The organism is Allobosea sp. RCC_152_1 (genome assembly GCF_041360765.1).
Classification (GTDB): domain Bacteria; phylum Pseudomonadota; class Alphaproteobacteria; order Rhizobiales; family Beijerinckiaceae; genus Allobosea; species Allobosea spartocytisi.
The window spans coordinates 53,793-68,195 of the sequence record NZ_JBFUPU010000006.1 but is presented as its reverse complement, the minus strand read 5'-3'; the positions used below and the strand labels follow the sequence as shown (position 1 = coordinate 68,195).

The following is a 14,403-nucleotide window of genomic DNA, read 5'->3' as shown; positions in this document are numbered from 1 at the left end:
TCAGGAATGTCCAAACTGCGCGCTGAGACGTCGTGCGCCGGCAACGACGATGGGGCCGCAGCGGTCGTGATCGAAGCGGAAGATCGGGCCCGAGATGGCCAGGACCGCCACGCATTGGCGCGCGGCATCGAAGACGGGAGCAGCGACGGCGGCGACGAGATGCGGGTCCGTGGGCGCGAAAACGGCGTAGCCGCGCTCGCGCACCACCTGCAATTCCGCTTCCGGCGGCAGAGCGACACCCTGCCCGCGCAGGCTGTCGCGCATCTCCTCCGATCCGAAAGCGACCAGCACGGCGCCGGAAGCGCTGCCGCCGAGCGCCATCTTGGCGCCGACGCGCAGGTCCGCCCGCAGGACCTGCCGGGATTCGACGCGATTGATGATGACGGCATGGTAGCCGTCGGCGACGGAGATCGTTGCGGTTTCGCCGCTCTCATCGACGATCTGCTGGAGCAACTCGCTGCTGCGCTCGCCGAGATTGGCCTGCTCCAGCGCGCGCACCGCATAGAACTGGAAGCGCAGCGCCAGTCGGAATGCGCCGTCGTCGGTCTGGTCGAGCAGGCCGGCCTCCACCAGCGTCCGCAGCCGCTGATAGACGACCGCGCGTGCATCGCCGCTTGCCCGCACGACATCGGCCAGCCGCAACGGCTTCGGCGAAGCGGCGATGATATCGCAGACCGCGAGCGTCTTGAGCGTGGAGGAGAGGGAGCGAACAGCCATCTGTATTCTTATAATAGACGATGTATAATATAAAAATCATTCTGCACGAACTCGATGTCAAGCTGGAAATTGCGAGTTCGCTTCGGGACCGGCGCCAACGTTGTGTGAGGCACCACCTGGGCGCGCTAAGTCTCTGCCGGCGCTGTTCCATTTGAGGCGTGCCGATGATGGCCTGCCGCAGGCGGCAAGCCAGCCGACGATCGGCATCTAACCGCGGGGCAAGGGGACATCGTTAAGGCGCGCCTCCGATCCCAGTCGGAAGTCGGTACCATCGGCCCACATACGATGGAGCACGACGGCAATCTTGCGCGCCACCGCGACAATGGCGCGCCGGCGACCCTTCGTCTTCATCAGCCGCACACCCCAGGCCTTGAGACTCGACCAGGTGATCGAGCGCATCAGCATAGCGTTTGCGGCCGCGTAGAGCGCAGCGCGAACGTCGGCGTCACCGGCATGGGAGATCCGACCTGGATTGTCCGTCTCGCCGGACTGGAAGCGTCGAGGTGTCAGCCCAAAGTGAGCCCCGACCGTCCGCGAGCTCTTGAAGCGAGCAGGATCGTCCACGGCAGCCTTGAAGCTGAGGGCGGTGATCTCGCCAACGCCCGGCACGGTCATGAAGCGCCGACAGATCGTATCTTCGCGGGCGGCTCGCTTCACCCGCCGATCAAGCTCGGTGAAGGTCTCGAAGAGCATCGCCCGCGCCTCCAGCATCGGCAGAAGCGCATGGCTAAGTGCAGGATCGGTCTCGATCGTCTCACGTACAGCGGCATCAAAAGCGCCCCGGGACAATCGGAGAGGCAGCACGACGCCGAAGATGCGCAACAGGCCGCGGATCTCGTTCTCAAGGTCGATGCACTTTCGCTGCATCACCTTGCGGCTCGTCAGCAGCGCTCGCATGTGGTGGCTCTCGACGCTCTTCACATGCACTCGGCTATACCACCCCGACCGGAGAATCTGGGCGATGCCGCGGGCGTCATGCTTGTCTGTCTTGTTGCGCATGGCCGAGAGTGCGGCCGCGACCTGACGCGCCTCCATGCAGACGACATCGTAGCCAGCCTCGGCTAGCCCGTAGGTGATGGGCTGCGTCAGCGCGCCGGCCTCAAACCCGACCTGGTGGATCGGCTGCCCGAACGCCGCGAGGCATCGAAGCACATCAGGCACGTCGGAGCGCACCGAGCGCTCCAAGCAAATCTTCCCCTCATGGTCGATGATGCAGATCGCCACCGAGCGCAGCGACACATCCAGCGCAGCGTAGAACATCTCGTCTCCCTTCGTCTCGGAACCGCCGAGATCCTAACGGAAGCTTGCACCCTCAAGGGTCCGCCCGATTACGCATGCTTGTGGCGCAACGCGATCGCAAGGCATGTCGCCGCGGCTCCGAACGGGTTTGGGATTGAAGCGGAAACGCCCGACCGTTCCCTGCAACAGGTCCGCCTTATTTTTGATATTGCCGGTGAGCTCCGCCTTCGTAAAATTCTGGATGCGACAAACCTCTTGGAGGAAGGAGCATGCCGTTCTCGTCGTTGAGTGATCCAGTTGACCTCGCACGGGCGCAGGCGGCATTGGAGGCTGCGTGGAACGAAGTCAGATCGACCATTCCTGACGCGTTCGATGAGCGAGAGCGAACCAAGTTGGCCTACATCGTGGCTGCCCTGGTGGCGGTCGCGGAAGATGAGGACGACCTTACCCAACGAGTCATCGAACGATATCGACGATCTGCTGTTGCTTGAAGACGTCGCGGCCCCCTCGCGAACCAGAGCCTGTTTCTCCGCCGGATCTGAGACCGGTCGAGAGCGACCTTGTCATCCAATTGGGAAGGTCCGCTCCGCGGCTGTGCGCTGACGTGAGCAATCGGGCAGCTGGGGGCGGATTTTCGGAACAGGCGCGCGCTGTGTCGGTTTAGGCCGAGACAGTTCGAGAGGTCGTTGTCGTGAAACAGCACTCGATCGTTCATCGATACGCGGAGATCGGCGGTCATAACCTCTTTATTCGCGAAGCCGGTCCTGAGAATGCTCCGGCTTTGCTTCTGCTGCACGGTTATCCGTGCTCCTCCTTTCAGTTTCGGCGGCTGATGCCAGCTTTGGCCGATCGCTGGCGCACCATTGCCTTCGATTGGCCAGGCTTCGGCTACAGCGACACTCCGGATCCGGCTGGGTTTGGATATGATTTCGACGCCTATGCCGAAGTGCTCGCAGATGTGACGGATACGCTCGACCTGGAGCGTTACGCAGTCTGGCTTCACGACTACGGATCGCAGATCGGTCTCCGGCACGCCGCCGCGCATCCCAAGAGGATTGCGGCGCTCGTCATCCAGAACGGCGATATCTATGAAGACGTTCTTGGCCCGAAATACGAGACTATCAAGGCCTGGTGGGCGGACAAATCTGACAAAAAGCATCGCCCGCTCGAACAGGCCGTCAGCGAGGACGGGTTCCGCGAGGAGTTTGTCGGCGAAGTATCGAGAGAGATTGCGGGTCGGGTTCCGCCAGACCTCTGGAAGCTTCATTGGCCGCTGATGGACACCCCCGTGCGAAAGGCCGTGTCGATCGGGCTGATGGAAAAGCTCGAACAGAACCTTGAATGGTTTCCGCGTTACCAATCCTATCTGCGCGAGCATCAGCCGGCGACGCTGATCGTGTGGGGGCCAGAGGACGGCTACATGCCGGCCGAGGCGGCCCGCGCTTATCATCGCGATCTGCCAGAGGCGGAACTGCACCTCATCGAGCACGCCGGTCACTGGCTGCTGGAAACGCATTTCGAGCAAGCCCTGCCGCTCGTCCGCGATTTTCTGGCGCGGACGCTTCGCTGATCGCCAATGCCAAGATTGACTGCAAGGAGGTCACCATGGCGACGAAGCCGACCATCGCGCGAATCTGGCGCGGCCGCACCCGTAAAGATGGCGCAGACACCTACGAACGCTATGTGCGGGCCCATGGTATTCCGCCGCTTCAGAAAACCGCGCTCGGCGTCCAGCTCTTTCGTGAAGACCGCGAGCACGAGACGTGGTTCACCACGATCTCCTATTGGCCGGACATCGAGTCGATGACCGCGTTCACCAAGGGCGAGCCGACCAAGGTGCACCACCTCGATCGCGACGCCGAGCTGCTGATCAAATTGCCTGAGCGTATCGAAATCCATCGCATTCTGATCGATGATCGGAGCTCGGTTGCTCGTGAGTAGCGTGTGCGATCGCGCCCTCATCGGCGGGATCCGCTGATCGGAGATACCGCAGTGACGCAGCATAATGGCAGAAATGTCCATGTCTTTGTCATACCTGCCGACCGCTCTCGTCAGTAGGCTGGGATGAACGAGACTTCCCGTCGGCGAGCGGCGTTTTTGGGTGCCGGCGTCGGATCCCAGCGGAGCTTATTTGAGGCAAGAGCACATGCAACATCGCAATCGCTATCGACTGCGACAGTTCGCCCTCTTCAGCCTTCTCGGGTTGCTAGGCTGCCACGCCTCAGCCTCGGCAGAGGTGCCCACGGAGCTGCAGGGCAAATGGTCGAGCCATCCTGGACGCTGCGAGCCGGTCAGCGGCGAGGTCGATGTGCTGACGATCACAGCGGCCGATCTCGGATTCTATGAGGTCGGTTGCGAGTTGGGCAAGGCGACCCGCTCGGGAAAGAGCCTGAGGTTCGACGCGCAGTGCTACAAGGGCGGTAGCCTCGCCACGCGAGGCAAAGTCGTTCTGCGACGGCATGCCGCCAAAGAGATTGACCTCACGCTGGAGGGCTTCTCCTGGATCGCAGCGAAGCCGCAGCGTTTTCGGCGATGCTGACCGAAGCCGCCCTCGGCAACAGGAGGAGGAGATGATGCCGCGTTTCGCCAGCGGGATGGTTTGGGTGCTTGGCTTGGCCGCCGCGGCTTTGCTGCTACCGGATTTCGGACATCAGGTCCGCGCAGCGCCCGAAGCCAGCCTCGTCGCCGTCTGTGCCCGGTTGAGCAATGACGACAGCATTCGGGACTACGATCCGTCGCTCCGCAGGCGCACCGCCTCGGCATTCAGGAAGCTGTTTCCCAACGCCAAAACTGGGCCGGATGGAGAGTCCTGGCAAACGCAGGCCCAGTACCGCTGCATGAACGGCAAGGTCATGGTCTGCTTCGTGGGCGCGAACCTGCCCTGCGCCAAGATGAACGCGAAGCGCGAAAATCCCGGCGCCGACTTCTTCTGCCGGGACAATCCCGACGCAGGCAGCGTTCCCGCCTATGCGATCGGTCACGACAGCATCCACGCCTATCGGTGTCGTAACGGGAAGGCTGAGGTGACGGGAACCACACGGCAACTCGACCAGCGAGGATTCGCCAAGGACCTTTGGATCGAATTGCCGGCTCGGTAGGCCTGCTGGCCGCCCGCATGATGATGAGGAGAAAGCGATGACCGAGATCGTTTCCGAGATCATGCTATCGATCGATGGTGCGGCGCGGGGTGAGAAATCGCCAGCCTATTACGGATACACGGGGCCGGAATTCCTGGAATGGCTGGCGCAAAAGAGCGCGCAGCCGCATCGCACCCTGATCGGCCGCAAGACCCTCGATGCCTTGAGCGGCGTCCCCGAGGCCTATCGGGATGACGACTATCGCAAGATGACCGAAAACCCTGGTTGGGTCGTCTCCTCCAGGCTCGGCAGCGCGGGCTGGCCGGGGCTGACTGTGCTGGGTTCCGGATTTCTCGATAAGATCCGCGCAGAGCGCGCCGGCCGTGGCGCTGAAATCCGGACGATGGGCAGCCTGTCCATCGTCCGCCAGCTTCTTGCGGTGAACCTGCTGGACCGGCTGCGCCTGATCTATTGCCCGCTGATCCTGCCGCAGACCGGCGTCGAGCCCTTCTTCAAGGGGATGCCGGACCAGAAATTCAAACTGGTCGATCATCGGATCCTTGATGGCGAGGTTCTTGTGCTCGACTACCGCCCCGATGGCGCGCCGCATTACGCCTAATCTTGCGTTGAGTTCACGGCGGCGGCCGCCCTCTGAAAAGGAGACGATGCCATGCCTAAGTTCGTCACGATTGGATATGGCGATCGGGCCGGCTACGATCGCACACCCCAGCCGATCGGGGACGCCGCACATGCTCAGGACACAAAACTGCGGTCCGAAGGTGCTGTGATGGGAATCGCCAGCGCCCCGGTCCAGGTCCGCAACCCGGAGGCGCGCGGTGTGGAAACTCTCGATGGGCCGTTCATGTCGTCAGCCTTGCCGATCGCTGGCTTCGCCATCATCGAGGCCGCAGACTTGGTGGACGCCATCGAGAAGGTTTCACAAGTGCCATGCGCGGTTGCGCACGGCGTCGTCGAAGTCTGGCCGTTGAAAGAGACGCCCTGATCCGGCCAGCGGGGATCGCTGATGCCGGGTTTCGCGGCGTCGCGAGGATCGCTCATTCTTCAGATGTCCACACAGGAGCGAACGAGACGCCCCGAAGGCCGGAGCCGCGGACCTGCTCAACGAAACTCCCGGTGACATAGACGGCTGAGGCCCGCATCGACAGTTTGAAGATCTCGGCGGTTCCGATGACGTCCCTTTTGAAGGCATGATGCTCGATGTCGAGGATGTCTCCGTTGTCGAAATAGACGATGCCAGATTTCTCCTTGTCGAGAGCGCCGAGGACCGTGGTGACGTTGAACAGCCAAACGTTTTCGCCCTTCAGCGGCAGAAGCTGGCCGTATCGGGTCAGCATCGGCGCCAGAGCATCGACGGCGGGCTTTTTCAGGATCGGCGCATGCTCGCCTAGCCAGGGAAAGTCGGAGTAGCTCGGTTCCTCGGCTCCCTCCGCCACCACCATCCTCATGACAGGCGGAGCCCAACCCTGGATGACACGTCCATCCATCGCAAAGAAGATTTCGAAAGCCGCGTCGTCGACGGGGAATATCCATTCCTGGTCTTCCAAGACGGCGAACTTGTAGATCGTCATCGGCATGGCTTGGTCCTCCCGGTCAAAACTCCGCGTGCATCTCGCGGAACAACCGTGGCGAGACGCCGAAGCGGCGCTCGAAGGCTTCCGAAAAGCGTGCCGCCGGGGACAGGCCGACCTCGGCCGCGACCGACTTCAGCGACAATCCACGGCACAGCAGCATGCGCGCGGCATCGAGGCGCGCCGTCTCGACGAAGCGGGCTGGCGTTTCGCCAGTGGCCGCGACGAATTTGCGATGAAATGTCCGCTCGCTGAGGCCGGCACGATCCGCCAGCACAGGAACGTCCAGGGGGCAAGCGAGGTTTGCCAGGATCCAGGCCATCAGCTCGGCGAAAGGGCTGTCGGCCTTCACTTGGGCCTGAAGCAGCGGGCTGAACTGGGATTGATAGCCGGGACGGCGCGCATACAGCACGAGCCGCTTGGCGACCTCGCCAGCGATATCGGCCGACAGATCCTGCGCGACCATGGCGAGCGCCATGTCGATGCCGGTGGTCACGCCGGCCGAGGTCCAGAGCCGGCCGTCGACGACGTAAAGCGAGTCCGGATCGACGGTGACGGAGGCAAAGGCGGCGGCAAGCGGCGCGCAGGCATCCCAATGGGTCGCGACGCGACACCCGTCGAGCAGCCCGAGCCTTGCAAGGAGAATCGCGCCAGAGCAGACGGAGCCGAACCGGCGCGCCTTGCCCGCCAGCTTCGGAAGCCATGCCATCCAGCTCGGATCGGCAAGGACCGGCAGCAGATGCTCGCGCTCCGCGCCGACGACCAGGAGCGTGTCGGCCGCCTTGCGGGTAAGGTCCTTCAGGCTTTGCGTCTCGACGGTGACACCGCTGCTGCTCGTCACCGGCCCACCCGCGACTGATACGAGGTTGATGGCGTAGAAGGGCGGTTTCTCACGCAGCCCCAGGCTGCGGTTGGCGCTGGTGAAGACGGAAGCCGGCCCGGACATGTCGAGAAGCTCGAAGCCGGGATAAACGACGAAGGCGACATGACGCATTGGCAGAAAATGCCATATTTATGTCATTCCCGCCAGAGAATACCCTCGATAGCCTGATGATGACAGCAACGCCCGATCGGAGTGGCGGATGCCCATGCGCTATCTCATCTGGGCCGGATTGGCCGTCATCATCTTGCCTGTCGCGGGGATTGGTTTGTGGTTGGCGAGCTTGCCAGCTACGTCTGCCGCCTTCTCGCCGCCGCCCGTGCCGCAGGCGGAAACGGACACCGTGCTGGCGGCGTTAAAGCCGCCGAAGCGCGCTCGGCCCCTCATCGCCATCGTCGGCCTCAACGACGCGACTGAGACGACCGACTACCTGATGCCGACAGGCATCCTGCGACGGGCGGATATCGCCGATGTGGTGACGCTGTCGATCAAGCCCGGCCCTGTCGAACTCTACCCGGCGCTCACCGTCGAAGCCGACGCGACGGTCGAAGCCTTCGATGCGCAACACCCGGAAGGGCCCGACTATGTGATCGTTCCGGCCATGAGCCGCGACGATGATCCGGTCGTCATGGCCTGGCTGCGCAAGCAGGCACACGGCGGAGCTATCATCATTGCCATCTGCGCCGGCGCGAAGGTGGCCGCCGCCGCCGGGCTCCTCGATGAGCGGCGGGCGACCAGCCATTGGTACTATCTCAAGGACCTCCTCAAGAGTCGCCCATCGATCCGCTACGTCCCCGACCGGCGCGTGGTGATGGACCGGGGCGTCGCGACGACGACCGGCATCACCGCTTCGATGCCGATGATGCTGACATTGGTCGAGGCAATCGCCGGAAGAGGCAAGGCGGAGGCCGTCGCCAGGGATCTGGGGCTGGAGCGCTGGGACGCCCGGCACGACAGCGGCGCCTTCAAGCTGACCCGCGCCTTCGCCGCGACCGTGCTCAGCAACCGCCTCGCGGCCTGGAACCATGATCGGTTCGGCATCGCGCTCGAACCGGGGCTGGATGAAGTCTCGCTCGCGCTCGTCGCCGATGCATGGTCGCGCAGCTATCGTTCGAGCGTCGCGCTGCTGGCAACCTCGATGGATGCCGTGACGACGCGCAATGGCGTGCGCCTCCTTCCGGATCGCGTTAGCGCGGCCGAGAAGCGACTGCCTCATGAGTGGGCAAGCAAAAGACCGACTGAAGCTCTCGACGCGGCCCTGCAGGGCATCGGAGCCCGATATGGGCAAGCCACGGCGGATATCGTCGCCATGCAGCTCGAATACCCGCAACCAGGAACAGGATCATGAAGGCGCTGATCGCAGGCGCCGGTATCGGCGGGCTGACGACCGCGCTCTTCCTGCACCGGGCCGGAGTCGAGGTCGAGATATTCGAGCGCGCCGATGCGGTGCGCGAGCTCGGCGTCGGTATCAACATGCTGCCGCACGCCGTGGGGCTGCTGGCCGAGCTCGGGTTGCTGGATGCGCTCGACGCCAACGGAATCCGAACACGCGAGCTGATCTATGCGAACAGGTTCGGCCAGATCGTCTGGCGGGAGTTGCGCGGCATCGACGCGGGCCACGCAGTCCCGCAATTCAGCATCCATCGCGGCAGGCTGCTGGGCCTGATCCATCGGGCTGTCATCGACCGGTTGGGGCGGGACGCCATCCGGACCGGTTGCAGCGTGACGGGATTCGAACAGGTGGGGAGCCAGGTCACCGCTTTCCTGTCCGAAGCCGGACAAGGGCTGCAGGCCAGCGGCGACCTGCTGGTCGGCGCCGACGGGATCCATTCCGCCGTGCGTGCCAAGCTCTACCCCGATGAAGGGCCGCCGATCTGGAACGGCGTCATGCTCTGGCGCGGGGCCACGCGCTGGCCGCAATGGCAGGACGGTCGCACCATGGCGATCGCCGGCGGCAACCACGCCAAGTTCGTCTTCTATCCGATCGGAGACGATCCCGACGACTCGGGCATGCGCCTGACCAACTGGGCCGTGATGGCCCGACCTCGGGGAACGGGACCCCGGAACCTTACCCTTGGCGACTGGAGCCGGCCCGGCGATCTGGAGCAGGTTCTGCCCTTCGTGCGCGACCGCTTCCAGCTGGATTACGTCGATCCGGCCGAGATCATCCGCGCCACCGGCGCGTTTCACGAATACCCCAACTGCGACCGCGACCCGCTGCCGCGCTGGTCGTTCGGCCGCGTCACCCTGCTGGGCGATGCCGCCCATCCCATGTATCCCGTCGGTTCGAACGGCGCGAGCCAGGCCATTCTCGATGCCAGTTCCCTGGCCGGACATCTGCAGACACAGGGAACCGTGGATGCGGCGCTCGACGCTTATGACGAAGAGCGCCGTCCGGCCACCGCGCACCTCGTCCAGGCCAACCGGAAGGGCGGGCCTGAAGGCGTGATCGATCTCGTTGAGGCCCGGGCGCCCGACGGCTTCGAGGAGATCGAGGCCGTGGCCTCCTATGCGGAACGCGAGCGGATCGTGCGCGGCTATGCCAGCCTGGCGGGGTTCGCCGCAAACGGGGAGAGACAAGGGCGGCGCCAGAACAGCGGAAAGCCGGAATGATGCCCCACCGCACGAAACTCGCGTTCATTCTGTTGGTGGAGACGCTCCTCTTCGCGTTGGCTTCCCTGGTGCATGCGGGCGTCCTGGCTTCCGGTTTCGAGCACGGGCGCGCCATGATCGCCGAAGGGGTCATCGCAGCGGTGCTGGGCCTAGGTCTGCTGGCGCTCCTGACCTGCCCCGCGCGCGGCCCCTTCATAGCCCTTGCTGCGCAGGGATTTGCGCTTCTTGGTACACTGGTCGGCGCCTTCACGATCGCGGTCGGGGTCGGGCCACAGACGCGTGGTGACTCCGTGTTTCACGTCGTACTGCTGGTCGTGCTCCTGGCCGGCATTCACACCGCCTGGAGGTGGCGGCGACATTGACCAACACCCTCTGCAAAATAGGAGCTCTTGGCACGTGTCGGCGGCCATGCCTCTCGCTCGTCCTGTTCATGCCGTTCCATTCCAGGGAGGATTCTCATGTCCCCGATCATTACCGCGTTCGAGCGGTCGCCCGATGGCGGCAAGGGATTGGCGCGGGATATGCGCGTTCGCTGGGCGCTTGAGGAAGTGGGGCAACCCTATGAGGTTCGCCTGGTTTCGTTCAGCGCGATGAAGGAGCCCGCGCATCTGGCGCTTCATCCATTTGGCCAGATTCCGACTTATGAGGAAGGCGATCTGGCGCTCTTCGAGACCGGCGCGATCATCCTCCACATCGCCGAGCGCCATCCCGGCCTGTTGCCAAAAGATGCGAATGCGCGGGCGCGTGCGATCATGTGGATGTTTGCGGCGCTCAACACGGTAGAGCCGCCCATCCTCGATCTCGCTATCGCCCTGATTGTCGAGCGCGGCGAGCCTTGGGCCAAAGACCGCCTGCCGCTGGTCATGGATCGAGTCCGCACGCGGCTGAGCGAACTCTCCCACTGCCTCGGCGATGCGGAGTGGCTTGATGGCGCGTTCAGCGCAGGCGATCTGATGATGGTGTCCGTGCTGCTCCGGCTCAGGCCGTCGGGTCTTCTGGACGAATTTCCGAACCTCGCCGCCTATGTCGCGCGCGGCGAAGCCCGGCCAGCCTACGAGCGGGCTTTCGCCGCCCAACGAGCGGTGTTCACAGTCTCATCGGTAGGCTGACAGCAATCTCCGCCGGACGGACGAGATCGCGCTCCGAGCATGGGGCGAGGATGGCCGAGATGATGGTGCAAACCATGGAACATCCCCTGCTTCCGCTTGGTGGTGGCGTTCTGCTTGCCCCTCCGATGGCGCGGGCATTCGGCTTGGGACGCCCCGCGTCGATTGCCGCGGCACGAGCAGCGCCAGCCAGCGGTCATCTCGTCTTTGCCTCGTTGCACGATCCCGACGGCGAGATGTCTGGCGCATCATCGGTTTTCGGCGTGGGCGTGACAGCGGTCGTCGTTGAATCCAACGTATCACAAGGCGTCGCGCGAATTTTCGTCGAAGCCGTGCGGCGTGTGCATTTGCGACTGTTTACGTTGCAGCAGGGTGGTTTTTACCGGGTGTCGGTCGATCCTTGGGATGATCCGCCGGCACGCGAAGCCGAGCTTCGTCCGCTCCATGAGCGCGCTCTACTCCGGTTCGAGGCGTTGCGTCGACGCGCTGGCCTGCCTGCGGTGACGACCAAGCTTGTCCTAGCTGGCGCCCCGGCCGACCGCATTGAGGGAATCCGATCACTGCCGTGGGTCGCGCTGTCCTATCTGGGTCAAGACTCTCCCCCGCATTGGATACCTATCGCGCAGAGACAAGCCCTGCTTGAGACATCTTCCTTGCCTGATCGCCTTCAGCTCTTGATCGAACTATTGGACAGCGCGATACCGCCGGCCTCGCTTGCTGCCGATATGGCACCATTCATCTGGCGAGCAGCGGATGCTGCGCAATTGAGTTAACGGTGGGCGAACCTGCGCCGGTTGGAGCGGGGCGTTTTCCGCTCCATCGTTGACCTGCAGGCTGCCATCAATCGCTTCCTTGTCGAGACGAACGATGCGCCCAACCCTTCACCTGGACCGCTGATCCGAACAAGGTCATCGCCACCGTCAGGCGCGGGCACCAAGCCCAGGACTTAATCCGCTAGGTACGGCCTATCGTGTGCTGCCGCCTCATCGAACGTCAGCTGCCCGACCCAGGTCGAAGGGGCAGAATCGACCCTTCTCAGAAGTTCGGAAGGTCTGCTTACGGCAAGTTGGGTTATGGCTGTCCGGGCCCCGCCCACGTTTGATACCGCCTTCAGAACCTGACCGCGAGCACGCCCTTGAAGGCATGGTCCTGCGTATCCTGCGCGAGCTGGCCGGTATAGGACACACCCAGCGTGGCGCTTTTGCCGATGGCGAGGTCGAGTCCGGCCTCGACGGCGGCGGCGTCCCGCGCGATCGGGATGCCGGCGATGCTGAAGGCGCCCGAGCCGGCAAAGGCGAGCGTCGTGGTTGGATCGACATCGCCGAAAGCATGGCGCCAGGCGAGCCCGCCCCGCAGCGTCAGATCCATGCCCTGCAAGGCGAAGCTGGTCGAGGCGCGCAGGCCCAGCGTGGAATAGCCGAGGCTGGTGTCGTCGCCGCGAGCGGTCAGGGCCGCCGACCCGCCGGTCTCGCTGAAGCCGTCCGTGTGCAGGTTGACATAGGCCAGGCCCGCAAAGGGCTCGAGTGCCAGCTTGCCGAGATCCTGGCCGAGCTCGATCCGGTAGCCGAGCTCGCCGAAGACCTGCGCCGTGCCGGCGTCGTAACCGGCGCGCAGATTGCTGCCGAAGGCCGAGGAGACGACGGTGCGGCGGGTCTCGATGTCGTGCCAGGTGTAGCTCGCGCCCGTGCGCAAGCTGAGCGCCCCCCATTGCCCGCCGCCATAGAGGCCGAGATGGAAGTTGTCGCTCTCGCCCGATGAGAACCGGCTGTTCACGTCGAACTCGCTGCGGCTGTAGCCGGCGACCGCGCCAAAGCGCATCGTGTCGAACACGGCGGCATCGGCGCCGAGCAGGAAGCCGCCGGTCGAGCGCGTCAGCCTGGCGGCGTTGCCGTCGCTGCTGGTACGACCCCAGGAGCCATAGCCTTGGCCCCAGACGGCGAAGCGGTCTGAGTTCAGCGTCGGCATCGGCCCTTTCACGCTCGGGGCGAGATCGGCGGTGAAGCCGTAGTTCAGCGTCGCCATCGGTGCCGCGCCGACGCCTCCGAAGGCCGCGCGCAGCCGGTCGTTGACGGCCGCGCGCAGAAGCCAGCTCTCGTCGATCAAGGTGATACAGCGCAAGTGCATCGACCTCGAGAACGAGATCCGCGGCCTGTTGCGGATTTTCGGCGTCGTCCTGCCTCTCCGATTGTCCCGAGGCGCTTTCGATGCCGCTGTGCGCGAGACGATCGAGACCGATCCTGCGCTCAGCCATGCGCTCCTGCCAATGCTGGAGGCACGGACGATGCTCTTCGAGACCTTCACCGAGCTCGATCGGCGAGCGAAGCGGGCCGCGCGCGAGGATGCGATCTGTCGGCGCTTCATGACCGTGCCGGGCGTCGGAGAGATCACCGCCCTCAGCTTTAAGGCTGCCGTAGACGATCCTGCCCGCTTCAAGAGTTCCCGAACAGTCGGAGCCCACTTCGGACTGACGCCGAGGCGCTTCCAGTCCGGCGAGACGGACAATCCAGGTCGGATCTCCCATGCCGGTGACGCCGACGTTCGCGCTGCGCTCTACGCGGCCGCGAACGCCATGTTGATGCGCTCAATCGCCTGGTCGAGTCTCAAGGCATGGGGTGTGCGGCTGATGAAGACGAAGGGCCGCCGACGCGCCATCGTGGCGGTCGCGCGCAAGATTGCCGTCGTGCTCCATCGTATGTGGGCCGATGGTACCGACTTCCGACTGGGATCGGAGGCTGCGGCATGACCTGACCACAGCTCTCACCGATCCTGGCCGGATCGTCCCACGCGGACGACGGGATGGATGAAGCCGAAAACGTCTGCTGCGCTTCAAAGCGCGTCCATTAGCGAGGCTCTCCAGACCCAATCCGATGCATGCGTGCAGCGGCTTCGCTCGATAGAAGCCACCAGACTGCGAAGAGAAGCGTGACCCGCGTGAACGAGCCCCGGCACGGAGGTGCAATCCGAGCTTGACCCAACTGCCCGATTAGAGAAGCAGCCATTCAATGCTTGCCCGGACGCAGACATTGCCAGGCGAGCTCTGCTTTTGGCCGATGTCGTTCTCTAACGGGTCAAGGTCTGACAGCTTGCTCCTGAGCGGTTGATGCCGTTGGGTGCCTGCGTTCTCTGCGTGCTCGTCGGCACTTGATGGGGTCAGCGGGGTGCAAGGTGGCTTGGTTGAAAGC

The 14,403-nt window shown here is 64.0% G+C and carries 18 protein-coding genes and 1 pseudogene; 14 read left to right on the top strand and 5 right to left on the bottom strand.

What is annotated here, in order from left to right; genetic code table 11:
* Entirely contained in the window at window positions 1-717 is a 717-nt protein-coding gene (locus AB6806_RS19665) for an IclR family transcriptional regulator (protein WP_370955273.1), read from the bottom strand.
* Window positions 718-924: 207 nt separating this feature from the next.
* Complete coding sequence (locus AB6806_RS19660) at window positions 925-1,977, bottom strand: IS110 family RNA-guided transposase (RefSeq protein ID WP_370955272.1); 1,053 nt, start codon at window positions 1,975-1,977, stop codon at window positions 925-927.
* A gap of 248 nt (window positions 1,978-2,225) precedes the next feature.
* Between AB6806_RS19660 and AB6806_RS19655 the strand changes: the two genes are divergently transcribed.
* The 7 genes from AB6806_RS19655 (at window position 2,226) to AB6806_RS19625 (ending at window position 6,036) form a co-directional block, all read left to right on the top strand.
* Window positions 2,226-2,447, top strand: coding sequence for a hypothetical protein (locus tag AB6806_RS19655; RefSeq protein WP_370955271.1), 222 nt, complete (start codon window positions 2,226-2,228; stop codon window positions 2,445-2,447).
* Window positions 2,448-2,647: 200 nt separating this feature from the next.
* Window positions 2,648-3,526, top strand: a complete 879-nt coding sequence (locus tag AB6806_RS19650; RefSeq protein WP_370955270.1) for an alpha/beta fold hydrolase — start codon at window positions 2,648-2,650, stop codon at window positions 3,524-3,526.
* Window positions 3,527-3,561: 35 nt separating this feature from the next.
* A complete protein-coding gene (locus AB6806_RS19645) occupies window positions 3,562-3,897 on the top strand; it encodes an antibiotic biosynthesis monooxygenase family protein (protein ID WP_370955269.1) in 336 nt (111 codons plus the stop codon).
* A 205-nt stretch (window positions 3,898-4,102) separates the two neighbouring features.
* The gene (locus AB6806_RS19640) at window positions 4,103-4,495 is read left to right on the top strand and encodes a hypothetical protein (RefSeq protein ID WP_370955268.1); all 393 of its coding nucleotides are present in this window, start codon (window positions 4,103-4,105) and stop codon (window positions 4,493-4,495) included.
* A gap of 31 nt (window positions 4,496-4,526) precedes the next feature.
* On the top strand, window positions 4,527-5,054 hold the full coding sequence (locus AB6806_RS19635; protein ID WP_370955267.1) for a hypothetical protein: 528 nt from the start codon (window positions 4,527-4,529) through the stop codon (window positions 5,052-5,054).
* A 37-nt stretch (window positions 5,055-5,091) separates the two neighbouring features.
* Window positions 5,092-5,652, top strand: coding sequence for a dihydrofolate reductase family protein (locus AB6806_RS19630; protein WP_370955266.1), 561 nt, complete (start codon window positions 5,092-5,094; stop codon window positions 5,650-5,652).
* Window positions 5,653-5,703: 51 nt separating this feature from the next.
* Window positions 5,704-6,036 carry a YciI family protein gene (locus AB6806_RS19625; RefSeq protein WP_370955265.1) on the top strand — a complete coding sequence of 111 codons (333 nt, stop codon included), beginning with the start codon at window positions 5,704-5,706 and terminating at the stop codon, window positions 6,034-6,036.
* 52 nt (window positions 6,037-6,088) lie between these two features.
* Here AB6806_RS19625 and AB6806_RS19620 read toward each other — a convergent pair whose 3' ends face one another.
* Together AB6806_RS19620 and AB6806_RS19615 are read right to left on the bottom strand one after the other, a co-directional pair.
* Entirely contained in the window at window positions 6,089-6,628 is a 540-nt protein-coding gene (locus AB6806_RS19620) for an imm11 family protein (RefSeq protein WP_370955264.1), read from the bottom strand.
* Between the two features lie 16 nt (window positions 6,629-6,644).
* A complete protein-coding gene (locus tag AB6806_RS19615) occupies window positions 6,645-7,616 on the bottom strand; it encodes a GlxA family transcriptional regulator (protein ID WP_370955263.1) in 972 nt (323 codons plus the stop codon).
* 88 nt (window positions 7,617-7,704) lie between these two features.
* On the opposite strand from AB6806_RS19615, the gene AB6806_RS19610 reads away from it, so the two are divergent.
* From AB6806_RS19610 to AB6806_RS19585, 6 genes and pseudogenes are all read left to right on the top strand, one after another.
* Complete coding sequence (locus tag AB6806_RS19610; RefSeq protein ID WP_370955262.1) at window positions 7,705-8,850, top strand: DJ-1/PfpI family protein; 1,146 nt, start codon at window positions 7,705-7,707, stop codon at window positions 8,848-8,850.
* Window positions 8,847-10,115, top strand: a complete 1,269-nt coding sequence (locus AB6806_RS19605) for a flavin-dependent oxidoreductase (protein ID WP_370955261.1) — start codon at window positions 8,847-8,849, stop codon at window positions 10,113-10,115. The genes AB6806_RS19610 and AB6806_RS19605 overlap by 4 nt, the downstream gene beginning before the upstream one ends.
* A complete protein-coding gene (locus AB6806_RS19600) occupies window positions 10,112-10,477 on the top strand; it encodes a hypothetical protein (protein ID WP_370955260.1) in 366 nt (121 codons plus the stop codon). The genes AB6806_RS19605 and AB6806_RS19600 overlap by 4 nt, the downstream gene beginning before the upstream one ends.
* 96 nt (window positions 10,478-10,573) lie before the next feature.
* Window positions 10,574-11,224, top strand: a complete 651-nt coding sequence (locus AB6806_RS19595) for a glutathione S-transferase family protein (RefSeq protein WP_370955259.1) — start codon at window positions 10,574-10,576, stop codon at window positions 11,222-11,224.
* Between the two features lie 59 nt (window positions 11,225-11,283).
* Window positions 11,284-11,994, top strand: a complete 711-nt coding sequence (locus tag AB6806_RS19590) for an LON peptidase substrate-binding domain-containing protein (RefSeq protein WP_370955258.1) — start codon at window positions 11,284-11,286, stop codon at window positions 11,992-11,994.
* A 15-nt stretch (window positions 11,995-12,009) separates the two neighbouring features.
* A pseudogene (locus AB6806_RS19585) lies at window positions 12,010-12,179 on the top strand (IS630 family transposase); the annotation flags it as partial.
* Window positions 12,180-12,331: 152 nt separating this feature from the next.
* Here AB6806_RS19585 and AB6806_RS19580 read toward each other — a convergent pair.
* A complete protein-coding gene (locus tag AB6806_RS19580; protein ID WP_370955257.1) occupies window positions 12,332-13,345 on the bottom strand; it encodes an autotransporter outer membrane beta-barrel domain-containing protein in 1,014 nt (337 codons plus the stop codon).
* On the opposite strand from AB6806_RS19580, the gene AB6806_RS19575 reads away from it, so the two are divergent.
* Window positions 13,326-13,964 carry an IS110 family RNA-guided transposase gene (locus AB6806_RS19575; RefSeq protein WP_370955256.1) on the top strand — a complete coding sequence of 213 codons (639 nt, stop codon included), beginning with the start codon at window positions 13,326-13,328 and terminating at the stop codon, window positions 13,962-13,964. The two genes, AB6806_RS19580 and AB6806_RS19575, sit on opposite strands and share 20 nt — an antisense overlap.
* The last annotated feature ends 439 nt before the right edge of the window (window positions 13,965-14,403 follow it).

What these genes read in the sequence shown, in the direction of transcription:
- AB6806_RS19665 (WP_370955273.1), bottom strand. Translation starts at nt 717, where the DNA reads ATGGCTGTTCGCTCCCTCTCCTCCACGCTCAAGACGCTCGCGGTCTGC.
- AB6806_RS19660 (WP_370955272.1), bottom strand. Translation starts at nt 1,977, where the DNA reads ATGTTCTACGCTGCGCTGGATGTGTCGCTGCGCTCGGTGGCGATCTGC.
- AB6806_RS19655 (WP_370955271.1), top strand. Translation starts at nt 2,226, where the DNA reads ATGCCGTTCTCGTCGTTGAGTGATCCAGTTGACCTCGCACGGGCGCAG.
- AB6806_RS19645 (WP_370955269.1), top strand. Translation starts at nt 3,562, where the DNA reads ATGGCGACGAAGCCGACCATCGCGCGAATCTGGCGCGGCCGCACCCGT.
- AB6806_RS19640 (WP_370955268.1), top strand. Translation starts at nt 4,103, where the DNA reads ATGCAACATCGCAATCGCTATCGACTGCGACAGTTCGCCCTCTTCAGC.
- AB6806_RS19635 (WP_370955267.1), top strand. Translation starts at nt 4,527, where the DNA reads ATGATGCCGCGTTTCGCCAGCGGGATGGTTTGGGTGCTTGGCTTGGCC.
- AB6806_RS19630 (WP_370955266.1), top strand. Translation starts at nt 5,092, where the DNA reads ATGACCGAGATCGTTTCCGAGATCATGCTATCGATCGATGGTGCGGCG.
- AB6806_RS19625 (WP_370955265.1), top strand. Translation starts at nt 5,704, where the DNA reads ATGCCTAAGTTCGTCACGATTGGATATGGCGATCGGGCCGGCTACGAT.
- AB6806_RS19620 (WP_370955264.1), bottom strand. Translation starts at nt 6,628, where the DNA reads ATGCCGATGACGATCTACAAGTTCGCCGTCTTGGAAGACCAGGAATGG.
- AB6806_RS19615 (WP_370955263.1), bottom strand. Translation starts at nt 7,616, where the DNA reads ATGCGTCATGTCGCCTTCGTCGTTTATCCCGGCTTCGAGCTTCTCGAC.
- AB6806_RS19610 (WP_370955262.1), top strand. Translation starts at nt 7,705, where the DNA reads ATGCCCATGCGCTATCTCATCTGGGCCGGATTGGCCGTCATCATCTTG.
- AB6806_RS19605 (WP_370955261.1), top strand. Translation starts at nt 8,847, where the DNA reads ATGAAGGCGCTGATCGCAGGCGCCGGTATCGGCGGGCTGACGACCGCG.
- AB6806_RS19600 (WP_370955260.1), top strand. Translation starts at nt 10,112, where the DNA reads ATGATGCCCCACCGCACGAAACTCGCGTTCATTCTGTTGGTGGAGACG.
- AB6806_RS19595 (WP_370955259.1), top strand. Translation starts at nt 10,574, where the DNA reads ATGTCCCCGATCATTACCGCGTTCGAGCGGTCGCCCGATGGCGGCAAG.
- AB6806_RS19590 (WP_370955258.1), top strand. Translation starts at nt 11,284, where the DNA reads ATGATGGTGCAAACCATGGAACATCCCCTGCTTCCGCTTGGTGGTGGC.
- AB6806_RS19580 (WP_370955257.1), bottom strand. Translation starts at nt 13,345, where the DNA reads ATGCACTTGCGCTGTATCACCTTGATCGACGAGAGCTGGCTTCTGCGC.